General features: G+C 72.2%; 20 protein-coding genes and 1 riboswitch. Of the genes, 8 read left to right on the forward strand and 12 right to left on the reverse strand.

The window, feature by feature from the left end; translation table 11 throughout:
- The first annotated feature begins 54 nt into the window (after positions 1-54).
- The gene (locus tag BCF44_RS44925) at positions 55-489 is read left to right on the forward strand and encodes a hypothetical protein (protein ID WP_116180662.1); all 435 of its coding nucleotides are present in this window, start codon (positions 55-57) and stop codon (positions 487-489) included.
- Here BCF44_RS44925 and BCF44_RS44930 read toward each other — a convergent pair.
- The 3 genes from BCF44_RS44930 to BCF44_RS44940 all read right to left on the reverse strand — a co-directional run bounded on the left by BCF44_RS44930 (position 452) and on the right by BCF44_RS44940 (position 2,941).
- On the reverse strand, positions 452-1,204 hold the full coding sequence (locus BCF44_RS44930; RefSeq protein WP_211353524.1) for a class I SAM-dependent methyltransferase: 753 nt from the start codon (positions 1,202-1,204) through the stop codon (positions 452-454). The genes BCF44_RS44925 and BCF44_RS44930 overlap by 38 nt on opposite strands.
- 47 nt (positions 1,205-1,251) lie before the next feature.
- Positions 1,252-1,761: an RICIN domain-containing protein gene (locus tag BCF44_RS44935; RefSeq protein ID WP_116180663.1), complete on the reverse strand. Its 510-nt coding sequence runs from the start codon at positions 1,759-1,761 to the stop codon at positions 1,252-1,254.
- Positions 1,762-1,873: 112 nt separating this feature from the next.
- Positions 1,874-2,941 (reverse strand): 5-aminoimidazole-4-carboxamide ribonucleotide transformylase, encoded by a 1,068-nt coding sequence (locus BCF44_RS44940; protein WP_116180664.1) that lies wholly within the window; start codon positions 2,939-2,941, stop codon positions 1,874-1,876.
- A gap of 26 nt (positions 2,942-2,967) precedes the next feature.
- Positions 2,968-3,052, reverse strand: a riboswitch (ZMP/ZTP riboswitch).
- Between the two features lie 18 nt (positions 3,053-3,070).
- Between BCF44_RS44940 and BCF44_RS44945 the strand changes: the two genes are divergently transcribed.
- Entirely contained in the window at positions 3,071-3,580 is a 510-nt protein-coding gene (locus BCF44_RS44945; RefSeq protein ID WP_116180665.1) for a DinB family protein, read from the forward strand.
- A 3-nt stretch (positions 3,581-3,583) separates the two neighbouring features.
- Here the strand turns inward: BCF44_RS44945 and BCF44_RS44950 are convergent, their stop codons facing one another.
- The 3 genes from BCF44_RS44950 to BCF44_RS44960 form a co-directional block, all read right to left on the reverse strand.
- Positions 3,584-4,765, reverse strand: a complete 1,182-nt coding sequence (locus BCF44_RS44950; RefSeq protein ID WP_246016187.1) for a carboxylate-amine ligase — start codon at positions 4,763-4,765, stop codon at positions 3,584-3,586.
- A gap of 163 nt (positions 4,766-4,928) precedes the next feature.
- Entirely contained in the window at positions 4,929-6,647 is a 1,719-nt protein-coding gene (locus BCF44_RS44955) for a GGDEF domain-containing protein (RefSeq protein WP_116180666.1), read from the reverse strand.
- A 53-nt stretch (positions 6,648-6,700) separates the two neighbouring features.
- The gene (locus BCF44_RS44960; protein WP_116180667.1) at positions 6,701-7,774 is read right to left on the reverse strand and encodes a lycopene cyclase family protein; all 1,074 of its coding nucleotides are present in this window, start codon (positions 7,772-7,774) and stop codon (positions 6,701-6,703) included.
- Positions 7,775-7,797: 23 nt separating this feature from the next.
- Between BCF44_RS44960 and BCF44_RS44965 the strand changes: the two genes are divergently transcribed.
- Together BCF44_RS44965 and BCF44_RS44970 are read left to right on the forward strand one after the other, a co-directional pair.
- The gene (locus BCF44_RS44965) at positions 7,798-9,345 is read left to right on the forward strand and encodes a deoxyguanosinetriphosphate triphosphohydrolase family protein (protein WP_116180668.1); all 1,548 of its coding nucleotides are present in this window, start codon (positions 7,798-7,800) and stop codon (positions 9,343-9,345) included.
- A 169-nt stretch (positions 9,346-9,514) separates the two neighbouring features.
- Entirely contained in the window at positions 9,515-12,286 is a 2,772-nt protein-coding gene (locus BCF44_RS44970; protein WP_116180783.1) for a S8 family serine peptidase, read from the forward strand.
- 107 nt (positions 12,287-12,393) lie between these two features.
- On the opposite strand, the gene BCF44_RS44975 is transcribed toward BCF44_RS44970, so the two are convergent.
- Positions 12,394-13,257: a DUF6081 family protein gene (locus BCF44_RS44975; RefSeq protein WP_116180669.1), complete on the reverse strand. Its 864-nt coding sequence runs from the start codon at positions 13,255-13,257 to the stop codon at positions 12,394-12,396.
- A gap of 135 nt (positions 13,258-13,392) precedes the next feature.
- On the opposite strand from BCF44_RS44975, the gene BCF44_RS44980 reads away from it, so the two are divergent.
- The gene (locus BCF44_RS44980) at positions 13,393-14,502 is read left to right on the forward strand and encodes an acyl-CoA dehydrogenase family protein (protein ID WP_116180670.1); all 1,110 of its coding nucleotides are present in this window, start codon (positions 13,393-13,395) and stop codon (positions 14,500-14,502) included.
- A gap of 57 nt (positions 14,503-14,559) precedes the next feature.
- Here BCF44_RS44980 and BCF44_RS44985 read toward each other — a convergent pair whose 3' ends face one another.
- On the reverse strand, positions 14,560-15,345 hold the full coding sequence (locus BCF44_RS44985) for an SDR family NAD(P)-dependent oxidoreductase (protein WP_116180671.1): 786 nt from the start codon (positions 15,343-15,345) through the stop codon (positions 14,560-14,562).
- A 179-nt stretch (positions 15,346-15,524) separates the two neighbouring features.
- Between BCF44_RS44985 and BCF44_RS44990 the strand changes: the two genes are divergently transcribed.
- Together BCF44_RS44990 and BCF44_RS44995 are read left to right on the forward strand one after the other, a co-directional pair.
- Positions 15,525-15,956, forward strand: coding sequence for a nuclear transport factor 2 family protein (locus BCF44_RS44990; protein WP_116180672.1), 432 nt, complete (start codon positions 15,525-15,527; stop codon positions 15,954-15,956).
- Between the two features lie 217 nt (positions 15,957-16,173).
- A complete protein-coding gene (locus BCF44_RS44995) occupies positions 16,174-16,989 on the forward strand; it encodes an AfsR/SARP family transcriptional regulator (protein ID WP_211353525.1) in 816 nt (271 codons plus the stop codon).
- Here BCF44_RS44995 and BCF44_RS45000 read toward each other — a convergent pair.
- The 4 genes from BCF44_RS45000 to BCF44_RS45015 are packed head-to-tail and all read right to left on the reverse strand — an operon-like array spanning position 16,954 to position 19,305.
- Complete coding sequence (locus BCF44_RS45000; RefSeq protein WP_116180785.1) at positions 16,954-17,361, reverse strand: MaoC/PaaZ C-terminal domain-containing protein; 408 nt, start codon at positions 17,359-17,361, stop codon at positions 16,954-16,956. The two genes, BCF44_RS44995 and BCF44_RS45000, sit on opposite strands and share 36 nt — an antisense overlap.
- Positions 17,358-17,807: an FAS1-like dehydratase domain-containing protein gene (locus tag BCF44_RS45005; RefSeq protein ID WP_116180673.1), complete on the reverse strand. Its 450-nt coding sequence runs from the start codon at positions 17,805-17,807 to the stop codon at positions 17,358-17,360. Before BCF44_RS45005 ends, BCF44_RS45000 begins: the two co-directional genes overlap by 4 nt.
- Before the next feature lie 2 nt (positions 17,808-17,809).
- Positions 17,810-18,295, reverse strand: coding sequence for a flavin reductase family protein (locus BCF44_RS45010; RefSeq protein ID WP_116180674.1), 486 nt, complete (start codon positions 18,293-18,295; stop codon positions 17,810-17,812).
- Positions 18,292-19,305, reverse strand: coding sequence for a beta-ketoacyl-ACP synthase 3 (locus tag BCF44_RS45015; RefSeq protein ID WP_116180675.1), 1,014 nt, complete (start codon positions 19,303-19,305; stop codon positions 18,292-18,294). Before BCF44_RS45015 ends, BCF44_RS45010 begins: the two co-directional genes overlap by 4 nt.
- Positions 19,306-19,449: 144 nt before the next feature.
- Between BCF44_RS45015 and BCF44_RS45020 the strand changes: the two genes are divergently transcribed.
- Complete coding sequence (locus tag BCF44_RS45020; RefSeq protein ID WP_147328877.1) at positions 19,450-19,710, forward strand: acyl carrier protein; 261 nt, start codon at positions 19,450-19,452, stop codon at positions 19,708-19,710.
- Positions 19,711-19,715: the final 5 nt, after the last annotated feature.

Raw genomic sequence — 19,715 nt, forward strand, 5'->3', positions numbered from 1 at the left:
GTCGTCACCGGCCCCTCCGACCGGAGGGGCCGGTGGCCTTTCAGGGGGCACACCGTGGAACTTCCGTTCATCGACGAACACCGCGAGCCGGTGGCCGCGCCGGCCGCGGCCGTGTGGGCGGCGCTGGTCGAGGGGATCACCCGCAGCCTGGGCACCTCGGCGCTGTCGGCGGTGCTCGGCACCGAACCGCGTCGCGCCAGCGGCGGGCCGTTCGAGACCGGCTCGACGCTGCCGGGCTTCGCCGCCGCCGAGGTGGTGCCGGAGCAGCTGATCCGCCTCGTCGGCCGGCATCGCTTCTCCCACTACGAGCTCATCTTCACCCTGACCGAGGAGCCGGGCGGCACCGTGCTGGCCGCCCGGTCCCTGGCCGATTTCCCCGGCCTGCTCGGCTCCGTCTACCGCGCCCTGGTGATCAGCAGCGGCGCCCACCGGCAGGTCGTCGGCCGCATGCTCAAGACGATCCGCCGGCACGCGGAAGCACGGCCCTGACCAGGAATCGGTGCGTGCGGACCTCGAAGGGCCCGTCCGATTCGATACGGGCGTGCAGCCGGCGCAGGGCCGGGTCGTACCGGTCGACGGTGAAGTCCGGCACCTGCCACGGCACCATCCGCAGCTGGTAGACGAGCGCGCCGACGTCGTGGAAGGCGAGCACCGGGAACTCCTCGACGGCATCGACGACGTCCAGCCCGGCGGCGGTCAGCGCTTCCGTTGCCACGTCCAGGTTCCAGCGCTTCGCGGTGACCGGCGCGTCGAGGGCCTCGTTGACACCCGAGCAGTCCTCGCTGCCGACCTGCTGCGTGAGCAGGGTGCCGCCGGCGGCCAGCACCCGGGCCAGGCCCGCGGCGTCGAAGCGGCCGTGACGGTTCAGCACCACGGAGAACTCCCCGTCAGGAAAGGGAAGTTCTTCCGTGGCGACGACCGTGACCCCCAGCGGCGCCAGCCGTTCCCGCGCCACGGGCACGTTCGGCGGCCACCCCTCGGCGGCCCAGGTCCGACCGGCGGGTGGGCCCAGCGCTGCCAGCAGCTCGCCGCCGCCGGTGTCGATGTCCAGCACCCGATCGGCGTCGACGAGCATCTTGCAGGCCAGCTCGGCGTAGTGCCACGACGGCTCCGCGCCCACCGCCCGTCCGGACAGCCAGCCGAAATCCCAGCCGTGCAACGGAACCTCCGCCGCGGCCGTCACCAGAGACTCGTAATCCCCCATGCCCGCCACCCTAGGGTCGCGGGCACGGGGGAGTCGAGCAGGTTACCTCAGCCCTCGTGCCAGTTCTGGTTGTTCACCCCCGTGCACCCGAACAGCTTGACGGCCGCCCCCTGGAGAGGGTTCGCGTCGGTGATGTCCAGGCACAGGCCGTTGGCGTTGTGCTCGTGGCTGCCGTCGAACGTCCACCGCTCGGCCGGCCAGTCCGAGTGGCAGTCGTAGACGTCGATGGCCGCCCCGGCGCGCGGGTTGTTCCACCGGTCGTCCAGACAGAGCTGCGGCTGGCCCGCCGCGGGGGTCAGGTCGCTGACGACGAGCCCGCCGGGCTGGTGGCTCCAGCGCTGGTTGGGCGCGCCGGTGCAGTTCTCCATGTCGACCTCGGCGCCGTGGAAGTTGTTGGCCTCGGCGATGGTCAGGCACAGGCCGCCGGCCGGCGACGTGATGGTGACGCCGGCCTGCGCGCTGTGCGGCGCGGCGGGCGCGCCCTGGGCGGACGCGACGGTGGGGACCACGGCGGCGGCCAAGGCCGCCGCCGCTGCCGCCACGAGCTGCAACTTCATGCTGTTCCCTCCAGTGTGGTGGTGACAGCACAAGCCTGCGCGACGCCGTTCAGGCCGTGATCATTAACGGTTTTGATCATGCGAATGCCTGAAAGGGCAAGGAAAGCGCGGATCAGTGGTGGAACAGCCGCAGGTCGGTGCGGGTGAGGTGGATGCCGTGCTTGCGGCACGCCTCGGCGACCTCGTCGGAGCGGATGGAGCCGCCGGGTTCGGCGATGTACCGGACGCCGTGCCGGGCGGCGTGGTCGACGTTGTCGCGGAACGGCAGATAGCCGTCGGAGGCGAAGGAGACGCCGGTCAGCCGCTGGAGCCATTCGGCGCGCTCGATGGCGGTGAGGTCCTCCTCGATGTACCGGATCTGCTCGTTGACCAGGTCCTGCCGCCGGGTGCCGGGGGCGACGTCGAGCAGCACCCGCACGGCGGGATGCCGCCGCAGCCACCAGATGTCGACCTTGCTGCCGGCGAGCCGGGTGCAGTCCACCCGGGACTGCTGCCCGGCGCCGATGCCCAGCGTCACGCCGTCGCGGACGTAGCAGACCGAGTTGGACTGGGTGTAGCGCAGCACGGCCATGCCCAGCAGCAGGTCGTCGACGGCGGCCGAGGGCAGGTCGGCGCCGAACAGGGACCGCGACAGCGGCACCGGATCCCGGTCCTGGGTCAGCCGCATGCCGAAGACCTCGCGGGTTTCCCGTTGCGGGGGAACGAAATCCGGGTCGGCCTCGACGACGAGGAAGCGGCCGCCCTTCTTGGCGCTCAGCGTGGCCACGGCGCCGGGCTCGAAGCCGGGCGCCACGATGCCGTCGCAGACGACCGCGCTGAGCAGGGCGGCGAGCTCGGCGTCGACGGGCGCGGACACGGCGGCGAAGTCCCCGTAGGACGACTTGGGGTCGGCGTCGCGGGCCCGCAGGTAGGCGCTGGCCACGGGGCCGAGCCCGTCCATGCCGTACAGCTCGGCGGTGACCTGGTCGATGGTGCCGGACAGCGCGGCGCCGGCGGGGGAGACGTGCTTGAACGACGTGGCGACGATCCGGCCCAGCGCCCGGGACGCCTCCCGGACCAGCTGCCACGCGTTCAGGGCGTCCAGCATGTTGATGTACGACGGCTGCCCGTTGAGGACTCTGACCGCCGATCCCTCGTACTCGGCGGCCTGTTGCGGGTTCAGGCCGTAGCGGAACTCCATCGCTGCCTCCTCAGCTCCTCTGCTGACGGAGGCGCCCAGGCGGTCGACGCTCGCATCCGGTCCCGGCCGCTCCCCGGTGGTAGCCCACCCTCGCCAGTCACGACCTGACCCAATGTTACCGTATCGAACATGAGTTCGAGCGAATTGCCGCGCGAATGGCCGGCCACGGACGCCGCCGACGAGCTGACGCTGCTCACCGAGTTCCTGACCTTTCTCCGCATCACCGCGGTGAACAAGCTGGCCGGGCTGGACCGCGAGCAGGCGGCGGCCACGCCGTTCCCGGCCTCGCCGGTGTTCAGCATGCTGGGCCTGATCCGCCACCTCACCTCGGTCGAGCGCTACTGGCTGTCCTGGGTGGGCGGCGGCATGGACGTGCCGAACCGCTGGGAGAGCCCCGATCGGGACATCGACTTCCGTCTGTCCGAACAGGACACGCCGGAATCCGTGGTGGCGGAGTACCGGGCGCAGTGGGCGCTCTCCCAGCAGGCCTTGGCCGGCAAGAAAGCGGGTGACAAGTCGAGCATCGACGACGACAAGACGGTGCGCTGGCTGCTGACGCACCTGGTGCAGGAGACCGCGCGTCACGTGGGACATCTGGACGTGCTCAGGGAATTCGCCGACGGCACCACCGGCGAGTGAGGCTCACACCAGTTCGTCCGCGCCGGCGGTCTGGGCGGTCAGCAGGTCCACCACGTCGGTGAGCTTGCCGTTGCGCCCGAACGCCCGCCGCTGCCGGGTCGCGCCGCATCCCTTGGCCACCAACGACTCCAGCAGGTCCAGGACGAGGTCGAGGTCGCCGGCGTCCTCCAGCGCCGGCCGCACCCGGCCGATGAGCTGGCGGGCCAGCACGGGCGTGGGCAGCGTGTGTCCGGTGACGGGGTTGACGCAGCTGCCGTCGAGCCCGTCGCGGGCGGCGCGCCAGCCGGCGGCCCGCAGCAGGTGGTGCGGCATGGCCAGCGGCGGCCGGGTGTCCTCCAGCGCCATTGCGACCATCGCTCGGGTCAGCGCCGCGATCAGCACGACCTCGTCGGCGGTCGCGGCGACGTCGCACACCCGCACCTCGATGGTCGGATGGCGCTGGGAGAGCCGGATGTCCCAGTACGCCATGTGCCGGTCCATGGCCGCGCCGGCCTGGAGCAGCGACCGCAGGGCGTGCTCGTACTGCTCGGGCGACTCGAACACCGGCGGCGGCCCGGACGTGGGCCAGCTCGCCCACACCAGGTAGCGCCAGCTCGCGTAGCCGGTGTCCCGGCCCTCCCAGAACGGGGAATTGGCGCTGAGCGCCAGCAGCACCGGCAGCCACGGCCGCAGGTAATTGCTGGCCCGAATCCCTTCCTCCGGCCCGGAAATGCCGATGTGCACGTGACATCCGCAGATCGACAGCCCGTCGGTGACCGCGCCGAACTCGGTGGCCATCTGCTGGTAGCGGGCGCTGTCGGTGAGCGGTGGCGGCGCGGCGCGGCCGAGCACGGGCGTGCCGGTGGCGGCCAGCCGCAGCCCGTGCCGGCGCGCCAGGGCGGCGAGGTTTTCCCTGCTGGCAACGATGTTCTCGCGAACCTCGGCCATGCTGTGGCAGATCGGCGTGGCCGTCTCCAGCTGGAACTGAGTGATCTCCGCCTGCAGCCCGGGCAGCCGGTCGGACGCCGCGGCCAGCACCTGCGGTGCGCGCGGCGACACCCGCCGGGTGCGGTAGTCGACCAGCAGGAACTCCTCCTCCACGCCGACGGTGAGGGGCGCCCGCTTCGCGGCCGCCCTGGGTGCGGGCACCACCAGCCGGTCCGTCTTGCCGTGCTGCTGATGCCCGCGCTCATTGATGGTGTGCACCGAAACTCCCGCCGCCGCCGTGGGGATAGTCGCGTTCCGTCACCGTGGTAATGCTAGGAGTGACCAACCGGACGCGCGTCCGGCGTTGGTGTGGTCCCCAGGCCCACGATGGTGGCAGCAGTAGGTCGGAGTGTGGGGAGTGCTAACCCGGCTGGCCCTGGCGCTACGCACTCACCGCGCCGCGCCGGGCCGGCGGCACCTGCGGCGCGGTGTTGGCCCCGCGCAGCACGTCGATCCGGTCCGAGCCGGGCCGGCCGAGCACCCAGCTGTCCCCGCGCAGCGCCTTGGCCTGCTTCTTCAGCGGGGCCAGCAGCCGGGACACCTCGCGGTAGTCGGTCACGCTGCCGGGAGAGCAGACCAGCGTGGCCAGCGACATCGACACGGCCATGCCGCCGGCGGCGTGTGTGCTGTCCAGCTGTCCGGACGACAGCGGCACCAGGTCGTCCAGGCCGGAGACGAACACGAAGTCGTCGCCGCCGACGTGCCCGACCTGCACGGTGGGCAGCACGGCGGCGGCGTCGGCCAGCGCGCGGCCGATCTCGCGGATCAGGTCGTCGCCGGCGGCGAACCCGGCCGAGTCGTTGACCTGCTTGAAGCCGTCCACGTCGAGCCAGCCGACGGCGAAGATCTCGCGGGTCGCGATGCGCCGGTCCACCTCGCGGGCCAGCGCGTCGCTGCCGGGCAGCCGGGTCAGCGGGTTGAGCGAGGCGGCCTGCTCCACCTTCATCTCGGCGATGCCGCGCACCACGTCCGCGGCGTGCACGACGCCGAGGCAGCGGTCGCGCGCGTCCACGATGACGACCTCGTCGTTCATCCGCTGCCGCTCGGCCTGACCCAGCAGGTCCAGCAGGTCGAGGCCGGTGGCGTCGCTGGGCAGGATGTACGGCCGGTCGGCCAGCCGGGCGGCGTCGCGCTTGGCGTGCAGGGCGTGCCCGTACGGGCCGGTGACGGCGAGCAGGAAGCGGTTTCGGTCGACCGTGAACATCGGCCGGTTGAGCTCGTCGACCAGCACGACCCCGCCGACCGTGCCCTGGGCCAGCAGCGACCGGACCTCCTCGGCGGTCGCGGTCACCGGCAGCATGGTCGCCGGGTGCAGGAAGTCGGTGACGCGAGGGCCGCTCGCGCGGCGGCGCACCGGGCCGGTGAGCTCGCCCTCGGGCAGCTTGGTCAGCGCCGCGGAGATGGTGGTCTCCACGTTGGGCCGGCGGCCGGCCTTGGCCAGCAGGTTGCCCTGGGCCATGCCGAAGCCGAGCCGGCGCACCGCGGCCAACTGCTCCTCGCTCTCCACGCCCTCGGCGACGAGCTGGGCCCCGTTGTGCTCGGCGAGCACGGCCAGCGCCTGCACCAGGGCGGCCTTGCCGGCGTCGATGGCCAGCCCGGCGACGATGCGCCGGTCCAGCTTGATCATCTCGGGGGCGAGCTCGGTGTACAGCGCCAGCGGCACGTCGCCGTCGCCCACGCCGTCCAGCGCCACGTGGAAGCCGCTGGTCCGCAGCAGGTCGAGGCCGGCGCGCAGGTTCTCGCGGCGCAGCCGGGAGAACGGGGTGCCGATCTCCAGCCACAGCGTGTCCGGCGCCCGGCCGGTGTCCCGCATCGCCTCCAGCAGCGGACCGATGAACTCGGCGGCCTTGGACACGGTCGCGGCCAGCACGTTGACGTGCAGCGGCACGACGTTGTTGTGCTCGGCGGCGGCCCGCACGGCCGCCGCGGCCAGCGCCGCGTCCGTCTCCAGCAGCTCCCCGGCGCGCGCGGCATCGCGTAGCAGCTCGTAGACGCTACGAGAGGCGGGCCTCGCCAGCGCTTCGATCGCGACGACTCCGCCGGTGTGCAGGTTGAACAACGGCTGGAACGCGAAGCGCACATCCTCCAGCAACCCGGTCACACGGCGATACTGGCGGCTGCGGTGTGAAATTAACGAGTGGCTTCACTATGTGTTCATCGAGTCGTTGCGGCAAATGCAATAGCGCTGCGTAACCGGGGTGACGCGGACCGGAACAGGGCCAGCATCGCAGCCGCCGTCCCGGTGAAGTTCTCACGCCCAGAGAGGTAATCCCGTTGATTTTCGGCGGGCAAACGGAAGAAATGCTCGAAGAACTCGGGGATGCGTGCCGGCGGCATGTGGAGCAATGCCGCCAGGCCCCGTCGACGCAATACATGCGTCATTCTGGCCGACATCGGCCAGATTGTGCGCGGTATCACGGCGGGCGTCTCGGCGATCGCCCGCGCGACCCGGGGGGCAAGCGTGAGCGCGGTCGCCACGCCGAAGCCGGTCGCCGGGTGGATCATGCCGGCGCGCGCGCCGAACGTCACGAGCCCGCCGCGCGGCAGCGGCGGGTCGAGCGGGAAACGGACCAGCTCGTGCTCCGGACGGTCCAAGGGCCACCCGTGCACGGTCAGCCGCCGGTGCAGTCGCTCGCGAAGCAGGCCGAGAGAAAGCCCGGGCAGATGCGCGAGCGAGGTCTCCTCAACCAGCACCCGCTCGCCGTCCAGCGGCAGCGCGTAGCAGAAGGTGGGCGGGTCGCCGGCCTGCCGCCAGTCCATGAACACCGCCTCGCCGGGCGCGAGCACGTCGGCCGGCAGCGCGACGCCGACCGCGGTCTGCTCGGCGTGCCGGCCGCGCGGCGGGCCGGTTGCGTCGACAACTACCCCCGCGCGCAGCGTGCGACCGTCGACCAGCCGCACCTCGGTGGGTGTGATCGCCTCGGCCCGCCCGGTGACGATCCCGATGTCCGGACGGGACAGATGCCGGCGGAGATTCTCGTTGTGCAGCACGAGGTATTCGCCGTCGAGCTTGTGCTCGGTGAGGGCGTGCGCCCGGACATTCGTGGCCCGGGCGGCGATCGCGTCGGCCGGCAGCGGCGGCAGCTCCCGCGCCCACGAGCCGTACGTGGCGCGCCACGGGCGTTCCGGCGCCCGGTCCAGCAGCATCGTGCGCAGGCCCAGGTCCGAACAGGCGGCCGCGAGGGCGGACCCGGCGGGTCCGGCCCCGACCACCAGGACGTCGACCACCAGACCAGGCTAACGTCACCGCTATGCACGACCTTCGGGCGCACCGCCGATCCAGCGAGACCTCGGCCGACCTGGCCGCCAGCCCGTTCCGGGCGGACCGGGACCGGGTGGCCAGCTCGCCGTTCTTCGCCCGGCTGGCCGGCGTCACCCAGGTGGTCAGCCCCACCGGCTCCGGCCTGCTGCTGCACAACCGGCTCACGCACAGCCTGAAGGTGGCGCAGGTGGCGCGGGCCATCGCGGAGAGGCTGACCGCCGTCGGCGACACCGCGGCCGTGCTGGACAAGCTCGGCGGCTGCGACCCGGACGTGGTGGAGGCGGCCAGCCTCGCGCACGACCTCGGGCACCCGCCGTTCGGGCACCTCGGCGAGGAGGTGCTGGACCGCATCGCCCGCAACCGGTTCGGGCTGGCCGACGGCTTCGAGGGCAACGCCCAGTCGTTCCGGATCATCACCACCACGGACGTGCGGGGGCCGGCGGCGGTCGGCCTCAACCTGACGGTGGCGGTGCGCGCGGCGGTGCTGAAGTACCCGTGGACCCGGCTGTCGCACCCGACCCCGCATCCCCGCGCGCTGCGGATCCCGCCGCGCGGCGCGTCGGAGCCGCCGGAGTCCGCCGGCAGCGGCTCGGCGAAGTTCTCCGCGTACGTCACGGAACTCGACGACTTCGAGCAGTCGAGGGCGCCGTTCCGGGGACGCATCGAGGACTGGCAGCAGACCGTGGAAGCGTCCGTCATGGACACTGCCGACGACATCGCGTACGCCATCCACGACGTGGAGGACTTCCATCGCGTCGGCGTGTTGCAGCACGCGACCGTGGCGGCCGAGCTGACGACGTGGCTCACCGAGGCGCTGGACCTGGCGGCACTGTCCAAAGAGGAGCTTGCCGCCCAGTCGCGGCTGCCGGGACGGTCGCTGGAGGCGATGCGCCGGCGGCTGCACGAGAAGGACTCTTGGGCGGTCGACGACGACGCCTTCGCCGCGGCGGTCCGCCGCGTGCGGACCGAGTTGGTGGACGGCCTGCTGGCGGTGCCGTTCGACGGCTCGGCCGAGGCGGAGCAGCGCGTCGCCGACTTCTCCGGCCGGTGGACCACGCGGCTGGTGGACGGCGTCGAGGTGCTGCTGGACCCGACGCCGAGGTCCGGTCACGTTCTGCTGGCGCCCGCGCAGTGGCACGAAGTGGCCGTGCTGAAGTTCGTGCACCGGCGGTTCGTGCTGCTGCGCCCGGACCTGGCGCTGCACCAGCGCGGGCAGGCCCGGTTGCTGACGAATCTCGTTGAGGCGCTTGACCAATGGCTGTCGGACCGGCACGAGTCGGACCGGCTGCCGCGGCGGCTGCACGATCTCGTGGAACTCGCCGACTCCGAGTACCGCGGGTTGGCCCGAACGGTCCCCGAGCTGCTCGCCGGACCGGCTGGCGACGTTCGGACTGGGCCGGATGCAGTACGCGCGCTGGCGCGGGGACGCGCCGTCGTGGACTTCGTGGCGTCGCTGACGGACGGTCAGGCGGCGGCGATGCTGGATGCGCTGTCCGGGCGAACCGGACAGCTGTGGACAGAAGCCTTTGTCCTGTAGATATCGACAAATCGTGATCATTGGCCCGCTTGGGCGACACCCGCAAGGCTGCTATGGGTGATCGTGCGGAAACTTTACGTTGGGCAGACGTCCGGTGATCACCGGCCGTCACGCCCGCGCCGCACCCCTGGAGGGCCAGTTGCGCAGATCGGTACGACCCAGAACCACTCTGTTAGCCGCCGGGGCCGCGTGCCTCACCGCCGTGCTCGGCCTCGCCGCCCCGGCGACCGCCGCGCCGCACCCCAATCCCGGCTACATGGCTGCCAACACCGCGGCGCAGATCGCCGCGCTCCAGCAGATCAAGCAGACCGAATCGGCGTCCGACCGCAAGGTCGACAGCCGCCTGCTCGTCGAGAACAAGCTGCGCACCGACCGCTCCGCGCACACCGCGCTGCCGCAGGTGCAGTCCGGCGTGAAGGTGGCCGCCGGCAACACCGTCCTGGTCGACATCCGCGCCACCAAGACGTCCGACGCTCTGGTCGACGCCGTGCAGAAGGCGGGCGGCCAGGTCAAGAACGTCTCGCAGCGCGAGGCCACCGTGCGCGCCGAGGTGCCGCTGGCGGCGGTCTCGTCGCTGGCGACCCGCGACGACGTCAAGCAGATCCAGCCCGGCAGCGACGCCATGACCTCGGCGTCGAGCGCACCCGGCCGGAACTCGGCCGACACCGACCCCGTCTCGAAGCAGACCCGCGACGCGCGGGTCGAACAGGCGACCAAGCCCGGAATGCGAGCCAACCTCGCCGCCGCGGTCGTCAGCCAGGGCGACCGCGCGCACGCCGCGGACACCGCCCGTCAGCAGAACGGCGTCACCGGCGTCGGCACCAAGCTGTGTGCGCTGTCGGACGGTGTGTCGTCGCTGGCCGCCTCGGTGGCCACCGGCGAGCTGCCGCCGGTCGACGTGCTGCCCGGCCAGGAAGGCAGCGGTGACGAGGGCACCGCGATGCTGGAGATCATGCACGACGTCGCGCCCGGCGCGGCGCTGGGCTTCGCGACCGCGTTCAACGGCGACGCCAGCTTCGCGGACAACATCCGCGCCCTGCGCAGCCAGGAACACTGCGACATCATCGTCGACGACGTCTTCTACTTCAACGAGGCCGCCTTCCAGGACGGCCCGATCGCGCAGGCCGTCAACGCCGTCATCGCCGACGGCGCGCTGTACTTCTCCTCCGCCGGCAACGAGGGCAACGTCGGCGACGGCACCGCCGGGCACTGGGAGGGCAACTACGTCGACTCCGGCCAGCCGATCGCCAAGTTCGCCGGCGGAGCCAACAACTTCGCCGCCGCGACCGGCGGCACCCAGATCCTCGAACCGCTGTCGGCGTCGTCCGCCGGCGTGCCGGTGACGCTGTGGTGGAACGACCCGCTCGGCCACGCCGGCGACGACTACGACCTGTACCTGCTGGATGCGGGCGGGAACGTGGTGACGTTCAGCCAGAACATCCAGAACGGCACGCAGGACCCGTACGAGCGGATCAACACCACCGGCGGCAACCAGCGGCTCGCCGTCGTGAAGTTCAAGGGCGACGCCAAGTATCTGTCGCTGTCGGCCCTGCGTGGCCGGTTCGTCGACTCCTCCGACGGGCTCAAGGCCTACGTGACGCCCGGCGAGACCAGCGGCCACTCCGCCGCCGCGGGCGCGTTCAGCGTCGCCGCCGCGCCGGCCGCCGACGCCTTCCCGCGCGCCCTGGAGCCCGGCGACCCGCCGAACCCGGCCGGCCCGTACCCCGGCACGTTCAGCTCCGCCACGAAGATCGAGCGGTTCAGCTCCGACGGTCCCCGTAAGATCTTCTTCAACGCCGACGGCACGCCCGTCGCCGGCGGCTCCGTGGTGCGGCAGAAGCCCGACATCACCGCCGCCGACGGCGTTTCCACCTCTGTGGCCGGCTTCTCCCCGTTCTACGGCACCTCGGCCGCCGCGCCGCACGCCGCCGCCATCGCCGGTCTCGTCCTGTCCGGCAACCCCGGCATGTCCAACGCCGACGTGCGGCAGGCGCTGACCGCCACCGCCGTCGACATCGGCGCGCCCGGCGTCGACAACCGCACCGGCGCCGGCGTGATCCTCGCCGACCGCGTGTTGGCCTACACCGGCGCCAGCCCGCAGCCGCTGGCCGTCGCGCAGGCGCCGTCGGTCAAGGGCCCCAACGGTTCCCCGTTCGTGAAGCCCGGTGACACGGCGACCGTCACACTGCCCGTGTACAACGGCGGCGACGGCACCGCGGCGTCCACCAGCGTCGTCGTCGACTCGCCGACGCCCGGCGTGACCATCGCGCCGCGGTCCAAGCGGTACGGCACCATCGAGGCCGGCCAGACCGTCATCAACTCGTTCACCCTCACCGTGCCGGCCACGCAACAGCTCGGCGTGCCCGTGGTGATCAACGCCAAGGTCACCTTCGCCGGGGCGCATTCGCCGACCACACAGACGTTCCAGATCCCGATCGGCCAACCGTCCACTGTGGTCCAGGACTTCGCGTACACCGGCGCGCCGGTGGCGATTCCCGACAACAGCGCCGTCGGGGCCAGCGTGCAGATTCCCGTCAGCGGCGTCGGGCGGGCCTCGAAGATCACGTTCTCCATCGACGGCACGTCGTGCAGCACCGCCGCCGGCTCCACCACCGTCGGCCTGGACCACACCTACGTCGGTGACCTGACCGGGACCCTCACGTCCCCGTCCGGCGCCACGGCCGTGCTGTTCCAGCGTCGCGGCGGCCCCGGCCACAACTTCTGCCAGGTCGTCTTCGACGACAACGCCGCCACCGCCTTCTCCTCCGTCAGCTCCACCAACGCGCCCTTCACCGGCTCCTGGAAACCCCAGTCCGGCCTCGGCTCGCTGCTGACCGACGCGGTCGACGGCACCTGGACGTTCAAGGTCGTCGACGGCGGCCCCGTCGACACCGGCAGCATCCGCGCCGTGTCCCTCCACCTCAACGGCTTCGTCGCCTAACCCCGGCGAGTCCCGCTCGGCGTCAGTGCGAATGTACGAAAACCGGCAGACACCCGTCTGCCGGTTTTCGTACGTTCGGTGTGTTTGTGAGCGCGACTCGCGGGGGTTCACCCGGACTGGACGGTGAGGCGGCGGGCGCGCAGGCGGGCGCCCTGGCCCCAGAGCGGGGAGCCGCCGACGAAGGCGCGGGGGAGTCGGTAGGCGCTGTCGGCCTCGGGCACCAGGCCGGTGCCGTCGGGACCGGCGGCGTGCAGCAGGCAGAGCAGGCCCAGTCCGAACGTGAGCTGCCGGGGCGCGGCCGGCTGTTCGACACCGCCCTGGTCGATCACGAGGTGCCGGTCGTCCAGGCACCGGTAGCCGATCTTGTCGATGACCAGCACCTGCTCGCCGTCGACGGCCCAGCGGGCGACGCCCGCGGCGCCGTCCAGGGCGATGCTCAGGCGATGCCAGTCGTCGGGCTGCCGCGAGGCCACCGGCACGGCGTAGGCGAACGACGCGTGGTCGCTGCCCGGCCTGGGCAGCCGCTCGTAGTAGGCGTACACCGCGGTCGAGGTGAGCAGGAAGTCCAGCACCACACCGGATTCCAGGTCCGCGGCGATGAAAACCCCCGCGGCCAGCCGGAAGTCGGCGGCGTGGCCGGCGACCGCCGGGCCGAACGGATGGCCGGCGGCCCCGAAGACGCGGGCCGAGACCTCGGCGGCGCCGGTCAGCGCGCCGGCGGCCGGCACGTCGAAGCCCGGCAGGCCCTGCGACGACCGGCGGGCCAGGATGGCGTTCCACTTCACGTGGTCGGTGGCCAGCTCGAACGCCGGCTCGCCGGTGGTCTCGTGCCGGCCGGCCGGCTCGACGGCCAGCCCGCCCGCGCCCGCGGTGATCACGCCGTCGCCCGCCGGCAGCGAGCCCAGCGGCCGGACCAGCCAGTCGGCCCCGAGGCCGCCGGTGAAGTCGTCGTCGAAGAGGGTGGCTGTCATGGCCTCACCGTCCTGGCGGCGTCTCGAGCGGCGGTGGACTCGCGATCCAGGGCCGGCCCGACACGCGTTCAAGCCATCCCTGAGTTCCCGCCGAGATGCTGCCACCGACACGTCTGCTATCGGAAGGGTGCGGAGATGGGCCAACTGCTGACGGCGGCGGTGGGCGTGGCGGCGCTCGCGGCCAAGCACGCCACCACCGCCGACCGTGATCGACGGGTCCCGGCCGAGGTCGCCGAGGCGGTGGTGGAGGCGGGATTCGCGCGGCACTTCGTGCCGGCCAGCCGGGGCGGCGACGCCGGCTCCTTCACCGAGCTGACGCGGGCGGTCGCGGCCGTCGGCGAGGGCTGCACCGCCACCGCCTGGATCGCGGCGCTGCTGGCGGCGGCCGCGCGCATGACCGCGCACCTGCCGGACGAGGGGCAGGCCGAGGTGTGGTCGGACGGCGCGGACACCGTCGTCGTGGCGGCGCTGGTGCCCTTCGGCAAGGCCGAACCGGTCGAGGGCGGCTGGCGGCTGAGCGGGGAGTGGCCGTACATCAGCGGCGTCGACTTCGCGGACTGGGCGCTGGTCTGCGGCAACGTGCTGACCGACGGCAAACCGGCGCCGCACTACTTCGCCGTGCCGCGGGCGGAGCACAAGGTCGTCGACACGTGGTTCACGCTCGGCATGCGCGGCACCGGCAGCAACACCCTCGTGCTGGAGGACGTCGTCGTCCCCGCGAGCCGGGTGACCGCCCGGGACTCGGTCATCGACGGCCGCGGCAGTTCGTCGCCGGCCCCGTGTCACAACGTGCCGCTGCGGGCGGTCAACGGACTGCCGTTCTGCGCGCCGGCTCTCGGCGCGGCGAGGGCCATGCTGTCGGGGTGGACGGCGTCGACCGGTCAGAAGATCCGCAACGGCGCCACCGCCGGCCGTCCGGTGGACAAGTCCGCGCTGAGCCTCACACTGGCCGAAGCCGCCGGCGAGATCGAGGTCGTGGAGCTGCTGCTGTCGCGGGCGGCCGAGATCGCCGACCGGGCGGACGTCACGTCGGGGGAGACGGCGCGCAGCGCTCGCGACTACGCGCTGGCCATCCGCCACCTGCGGTCCGCGGTCGACCGCCTGTTCGCCGCCGGCGGCACGAGCGTGCAGACGGAGAGCAGCCCGCTGGCCCGGATCTGGCGGGACGTGCACGCCATCGCCAGCCACATGGTTATCCAGCTCGAACCGGCGGCCCTGGCCTACGCCGAGGAAGTCCTACGCTGATCTCGACCGCCGTGCGCGGTGGAGCCGTTGCGGCCCCACCGCGCAGCCGGCGCGGGCTCAGTAGTTGCCCAGTCCGCCGCACACGTTCATGGCCTGCGCGGTGACCGCCGCGGCGGCGTCGCTGATCAGGTAGCTGACCATCGCGGCCACCTCCTCGACCTGGACGTACCGGCCGAGCGGCACCCGCGCGGTGATCCGGTCGAACGCCTCGGTCTCGTCCACGCCCCACAGCTGGGCGTAGTTCTGCCGCACCGTCGCCGCCATCGGCGTCTCGACGAAGCCGGGGCACACCGCGTTCACGGTGACGCCGGTCTTGGCCAGCTCCAGCCCGAGCGCCTTGGTGAAACCGACGACGCCGTGCTTGGCCGCCGAGTACGGCGCGGCGTGCACGACGCCCTGCTTGCCGCCGGTGGAGGCGATGTTGATGATCCGGCCGCCGGTCCGCCCGGCCAGGCCGCCGGTGGTGAGCACCTCCCGGGTCATGCGGAACACGCTGTTGAGGTTGGTGTCGATGACGTCGAACCACAGCTCGTCCGGCAGCTCCGCGGTGACGCCGCCGCCGCCCCGGCCGGCGTTGTTGACCAGCACGTCGACCGGCCCGTAGCGGTCCACCGCATTCTGCACGAACCGGGTGACCCGCTCCCCGTCAGTCACGTCGCAGCTGCTGCCGTCGACGTCATACCCTTTGTCCTGCAACGACTTCACCAGCTCGGCCACCGCGTCCTCGCGCCGGGCGCACACGTACACCCGGTGTCCCTCGGCCGCGAGGCGCTCGGTGATCGCGAGGCCGATCCCGCTGGTCGCTCCGGTCACCAGCGCGACCGATCCGGCCCGTTCCTGCATGGTTCCTCCACTCCGCAGCGCGACAGGCATCGGTGGCGAGCCTGGGTCGTCGCGGTGGAACCAGGGTCGACCCGTGGTGGAGCGGACGCCGGTCCCGGTCGCGACTCGAGCGTGTCTCAAGAGCGAGCCGAGACGGTGGCACGGTCACATGCACGCAGCGTTGTCGGCGGAGGAGTTCGATGAGTAACACCCAGACGTTCACCGACCTCTACGCGGAGGTCCAGCACTTCTACGCGAAGCAGGTGCAGCTGCTGGACTCGCGGGCGTTCGACGAGTACGCCGCGACCTACACCGAGGACGCCGAGTTCCAGCACAGTCCCGGCGTGCCGCCCGCGGTGACCCGGACGGCCATCCTGGCCGAGCTGCACCGCTTCCACGAGCGGTTCGAGGCCGATCCGGTGCAGCGCCGGCACTGGTTCAACGGGTTCGTGCTCGAGCCGCAGGAGGACGGCAGCGTGCGGTCGACCTTCTACGCCCTGATCGTGCACGTGCGGCCGGGCGTCCGGGAGCCGGAGATCGGGCCCAGCTGCGTCGTGCACGACGTGTTGGTGTGGTCGGACGGCGTGTTGCTGACCCGGTCGCGGCGGGTCGACCACGACCACGCGGCCTGACCGAGGTGCCGGGCCGCGGACGCGGCCCGGCGCCGAATCCGGGAAATGCCGAGCAGTGCTCGAATAATGCCGGGCCGAGTAGTCAAGAGGAGGCCCTCAAGTCTCGCTGGAGTTTCTTGAGTCTCGCTTGACCCTGTCTCGGAGTCACGGTTAGCCTTTTGGCAACCGATTGTCGGGGGAATCGGTTATCGGGCATCGTGCTTTCCTGGGGGAAATGATGGCGGGAATACGTGTCGCGCTGCTGGGGCCCTTGTCCGTGACGTACGACGGCGTCGCCGTGATACCGACGGCGGCCAAGCCGCGCCAGCTGCTCGCGTTGCTGCTGCTCAACGACGGTGAGACGGTGCCGATCGCGTCGCTGGTCAGCGAGCTGTGGGACGACGCGCCGCCGCGCAGCGCGCTGACGACGCTGCAGACCTACGTGCTCCAGTTACGCAAGGAATTCGCGAAGATTCCCGGAATGTGTCCGCAATCCGTCGCCCGCGACCTGTTGCAGACCCGGCACGGCGGATACCTGATCAATCTCGGCGGCGCCGAATTCGATCTGCATGAATACCGCGCTCTCCTCGACGCGGGAAACCGGTTCCAGCGGGCCGACGACCCGGCCGGCGTCGTCGCCGCCTGCACCCGGGCGCTGGGCCTCTGGCAGGGCGCCGCGCTGGCCGATGTCGACCAGGGTCGGTTCCTGCGGGCCGAGACGGCCCAGCTCGAACAGTCCCGGCTGACCACCCTGGAGACGCTGTTCGACGCCCAGCTGCGGCTCCGGCGGCACCGGGAGGTGCTCAGCGAGCTGGCGGCGATGGTGGTGCAGCATCCCCTGCACGAACACATCCACGCGCAGTACATGTTGGCGCTGCACCGTTCCGGCCATCGGGCCCGGGCGCTGGAGGTGTTCGGCCGGCTGCGCGGGGAGCTCACCAGCGAGCTGGGGATCGAGCCGTCCCCGCTGCTGCGCTGGCTGCACCGCGCGATCCTCGCCTCCGACAGCTCGCTGAGCTCACCCGAGTTCCGGCTGGAGAACGTGGTCGCCTGACACCGTCGCCGTGACCCGGGCGACCTGCTCGTCCCCACAGCTCACCACGATCCGCACGGTGACCGCCCCGTCGGCGTCGACGGCGGCGGCCGCACCTCGGACGTCGAGGAACGTGCCTTCCTCGGCCGGCACCGGCACCGCGCGCAGGAACTGCGCCCGGCAGTCGCGCACCGCCCCGGGATCGCCCGCCCACTCGGTGACCAGGCGCAGGGCCAGCCCCATGGTGAGCATCCCGTGCGCGACGACGTCGGGCAGCCCGGCGTGGACGGCCGCGTCGGCGTCGAGATGGATCGGGTTGCCGTCGCCCGACGCGGCCGCGTAGCGGGCCAGGTCGGCCCGGGTGACGGGGTACCGGCGATGGCGCACGGTCATCGCGCGCCCCCGCGGCATACCAGCGTCGTCGTCGCGTCGCAGACCGGCGCGCCGGCCACCGTGGTGATCTCCTGGTGGGTCACCAGCAGCTCGCTGCCGGCCACCGACTTGATGTCCTTGACCGTCAAGTGCACGAGGAGCTCGTCGCCGGCGTGGATCGGCCGGTGGTGGACGAAGCGCTGTTCCCGGTGCACGACGCGGCCGTAGTCCAGGCCGAGCTCGGGGTCGCGGGCCACCCGGTCGTCGGCGCGCCACACCAGCACGATCGGAAACGTCGGCGGGGCAACGAGATCGGGGTGGCCGAGGGCCCGCGCGGACTCGACGTCGTGGCAGGCCAGCGTGTCGTCGCCGATCGAGGACGCGAAGGCCCGCAGCGCCGAGCGGCCCACGGCGTACACCGCGTTCGGCGGGTAGGCGCGGCCGATGAACTCCCGGCTGAGCGTCATGCTCACCCTCCCACGAGTCGTCGGAACGAGCGGTTGAAATAGACCATCGGCGCGCCGTCGCGCACGGTCGCGGCGACCACCTCGCCGACCAGGACCACGTGGTCCCCGGCCGGCCACACGTTCACCGTCTCGCAGCTGAGCACGCACAACGCGTCCTCGACCGCCGGCGCGCCCTCGGCCGGCACGAAACCGGCCGCCAGCTTGTCCACGTCCTTGGTGGCGCAGCGGTTCGCGACGTCGACGTGGTGCTCGCGCAGGATGCTCACGGTGAACCGCGCACAACGGGAGAACGCCGGGAACGAGTTGGCCGACGTGGACAGGCACAGCAGGATCAGCGGTGGGTCGGCCGACACCGAGCAGAACGAGCTGGCCGTGAAGGCGAACGAGCGACCCTCGTCGTCCACCGTGGTCGCGACGGTGACGCCGGCGGGGTAGCGGGCCATCGCCGCCCGGAACGTGTCGGCGTCGATCCCGGCGCGGGCGGTCATCGGCGTTGCCCCGGCAGCAGCACGGCCTGCGCGGCCAGGTTCAGCCCGGCGCCGAAGCCGACCAGCAGGGCGATGTCGCCCGGCCCGACGTCGCCCTGTGCGAGCAGCCGGTGCATGGCCAGCGGGATCGAGGCGGACGACGTGTTGCCGCTGTCGCGCACATCCCTTGCCACCACGGCGTTCTCGGCCAGGCCGAGCCGGTCCGCGAGCACCTCGATCATGCGCAGGTTGGCCTGGTGCGGGATGAACGCCCGCACGTCGGCCGCGGTGACGCCGGCGGCGTCCAGCGCCCGCCGGCAGGCCGGCACGACGTTCTCGACGGCCCAGCGGAACACCCGCTTACCGTCCATCTTCATCATCGGCGGGTCCAGGGCCGGATCGGCCCGGAAGTCGCCCCACGAGGTGTTCATCCGCAGTGCCGCAAGGCTTTCCGCGTCGGCGGCGCGGATCGCGGGGCCGATGCCCTGCCGGTCGCCGGGACCGACGACGACCGCGCCGGCGCCGTCGGCGAACAGGAACGCGATGGACCGGTCGGCCGGGTCGACGATGTCGGTCATCCGCTCGACGCCGATGACCAGGACGTGCTCGGCCTGGCCGGTGCACACCATGTCGCTCGCGGTCGCCAGCGCGTGGCAGAAGCCCGCGCACGCCGCCGAGACGTCGAAGCCCGCCGCGTTCGGCAATCCCAGTCCGTCGACGACGGTGATCGCCAGCGGCGGCGTCTGCACGAGATTGGACATGCTGGCCACCACGACGCAGTCGATCCGGTCGGCAGGCACGCCGGCGTCCGCCAGCGCCTTGCCGCCGGCCGCGACCGCCATCGCGGTCAGCGTCTCCTCCGAGCCGGCGAAGCGCCGGGTGACGATACCTGAGCGTGCCTCTATCCAGTCCGGCGTGGAGTCGATGGTCCGGCACACCTCGTCGTTGGACACGGCCCGGGTCGGCCGGTACACGCCGACGCCGTGCAGGCTGCTGTGCTGGCGCCGGCCAGCGCGAAGCGACTCGATCACGCCGACCAGCCTGGGACCGCGGGCTACAGGCCGGGTCGAACGGGGCTCGAACGGCGGCGGCCGGTGGACCCGGGCTGGACCGGCGTTCGAGGCGGCGGGCGCATCGTCGGCGGCGACCCGGAGTTCACTCGCCCTGGAGGCGCCATGACCGACTTCCCCCTCGCCGAACTCAAGCGCGTCGTCGAATCCTGTGTGGGCACGGACAACGCCGCCGAGATCGAGGAGAGCACGCTCGACGTCGAGCTGGTCGAGCTCGGCCTGGACTCGCTCGCCGTGTACGAGGTGGTCACCCGGCTCCAGGACGAGCTGGGCATCACCGTGTCCGACGAGGAGATCGACGGCCTGCGCACGCCGCGCCAGGTGCTCGAGTTCGTCGGCGGCCGGCTGGCCACCGCGGCCGGCTGACCGTG

Origin of the sequence: Kutzneria buriramensis (genome assembly GCF_003387475.1) — a bacterium.
Taxonomy (GTDB): Bacteria; Actinomycetota; Actinomycetes; order Mycobacteriales; family Pseudonocardiaceae; genus Kutzneria; species Kutzneria buriramensis.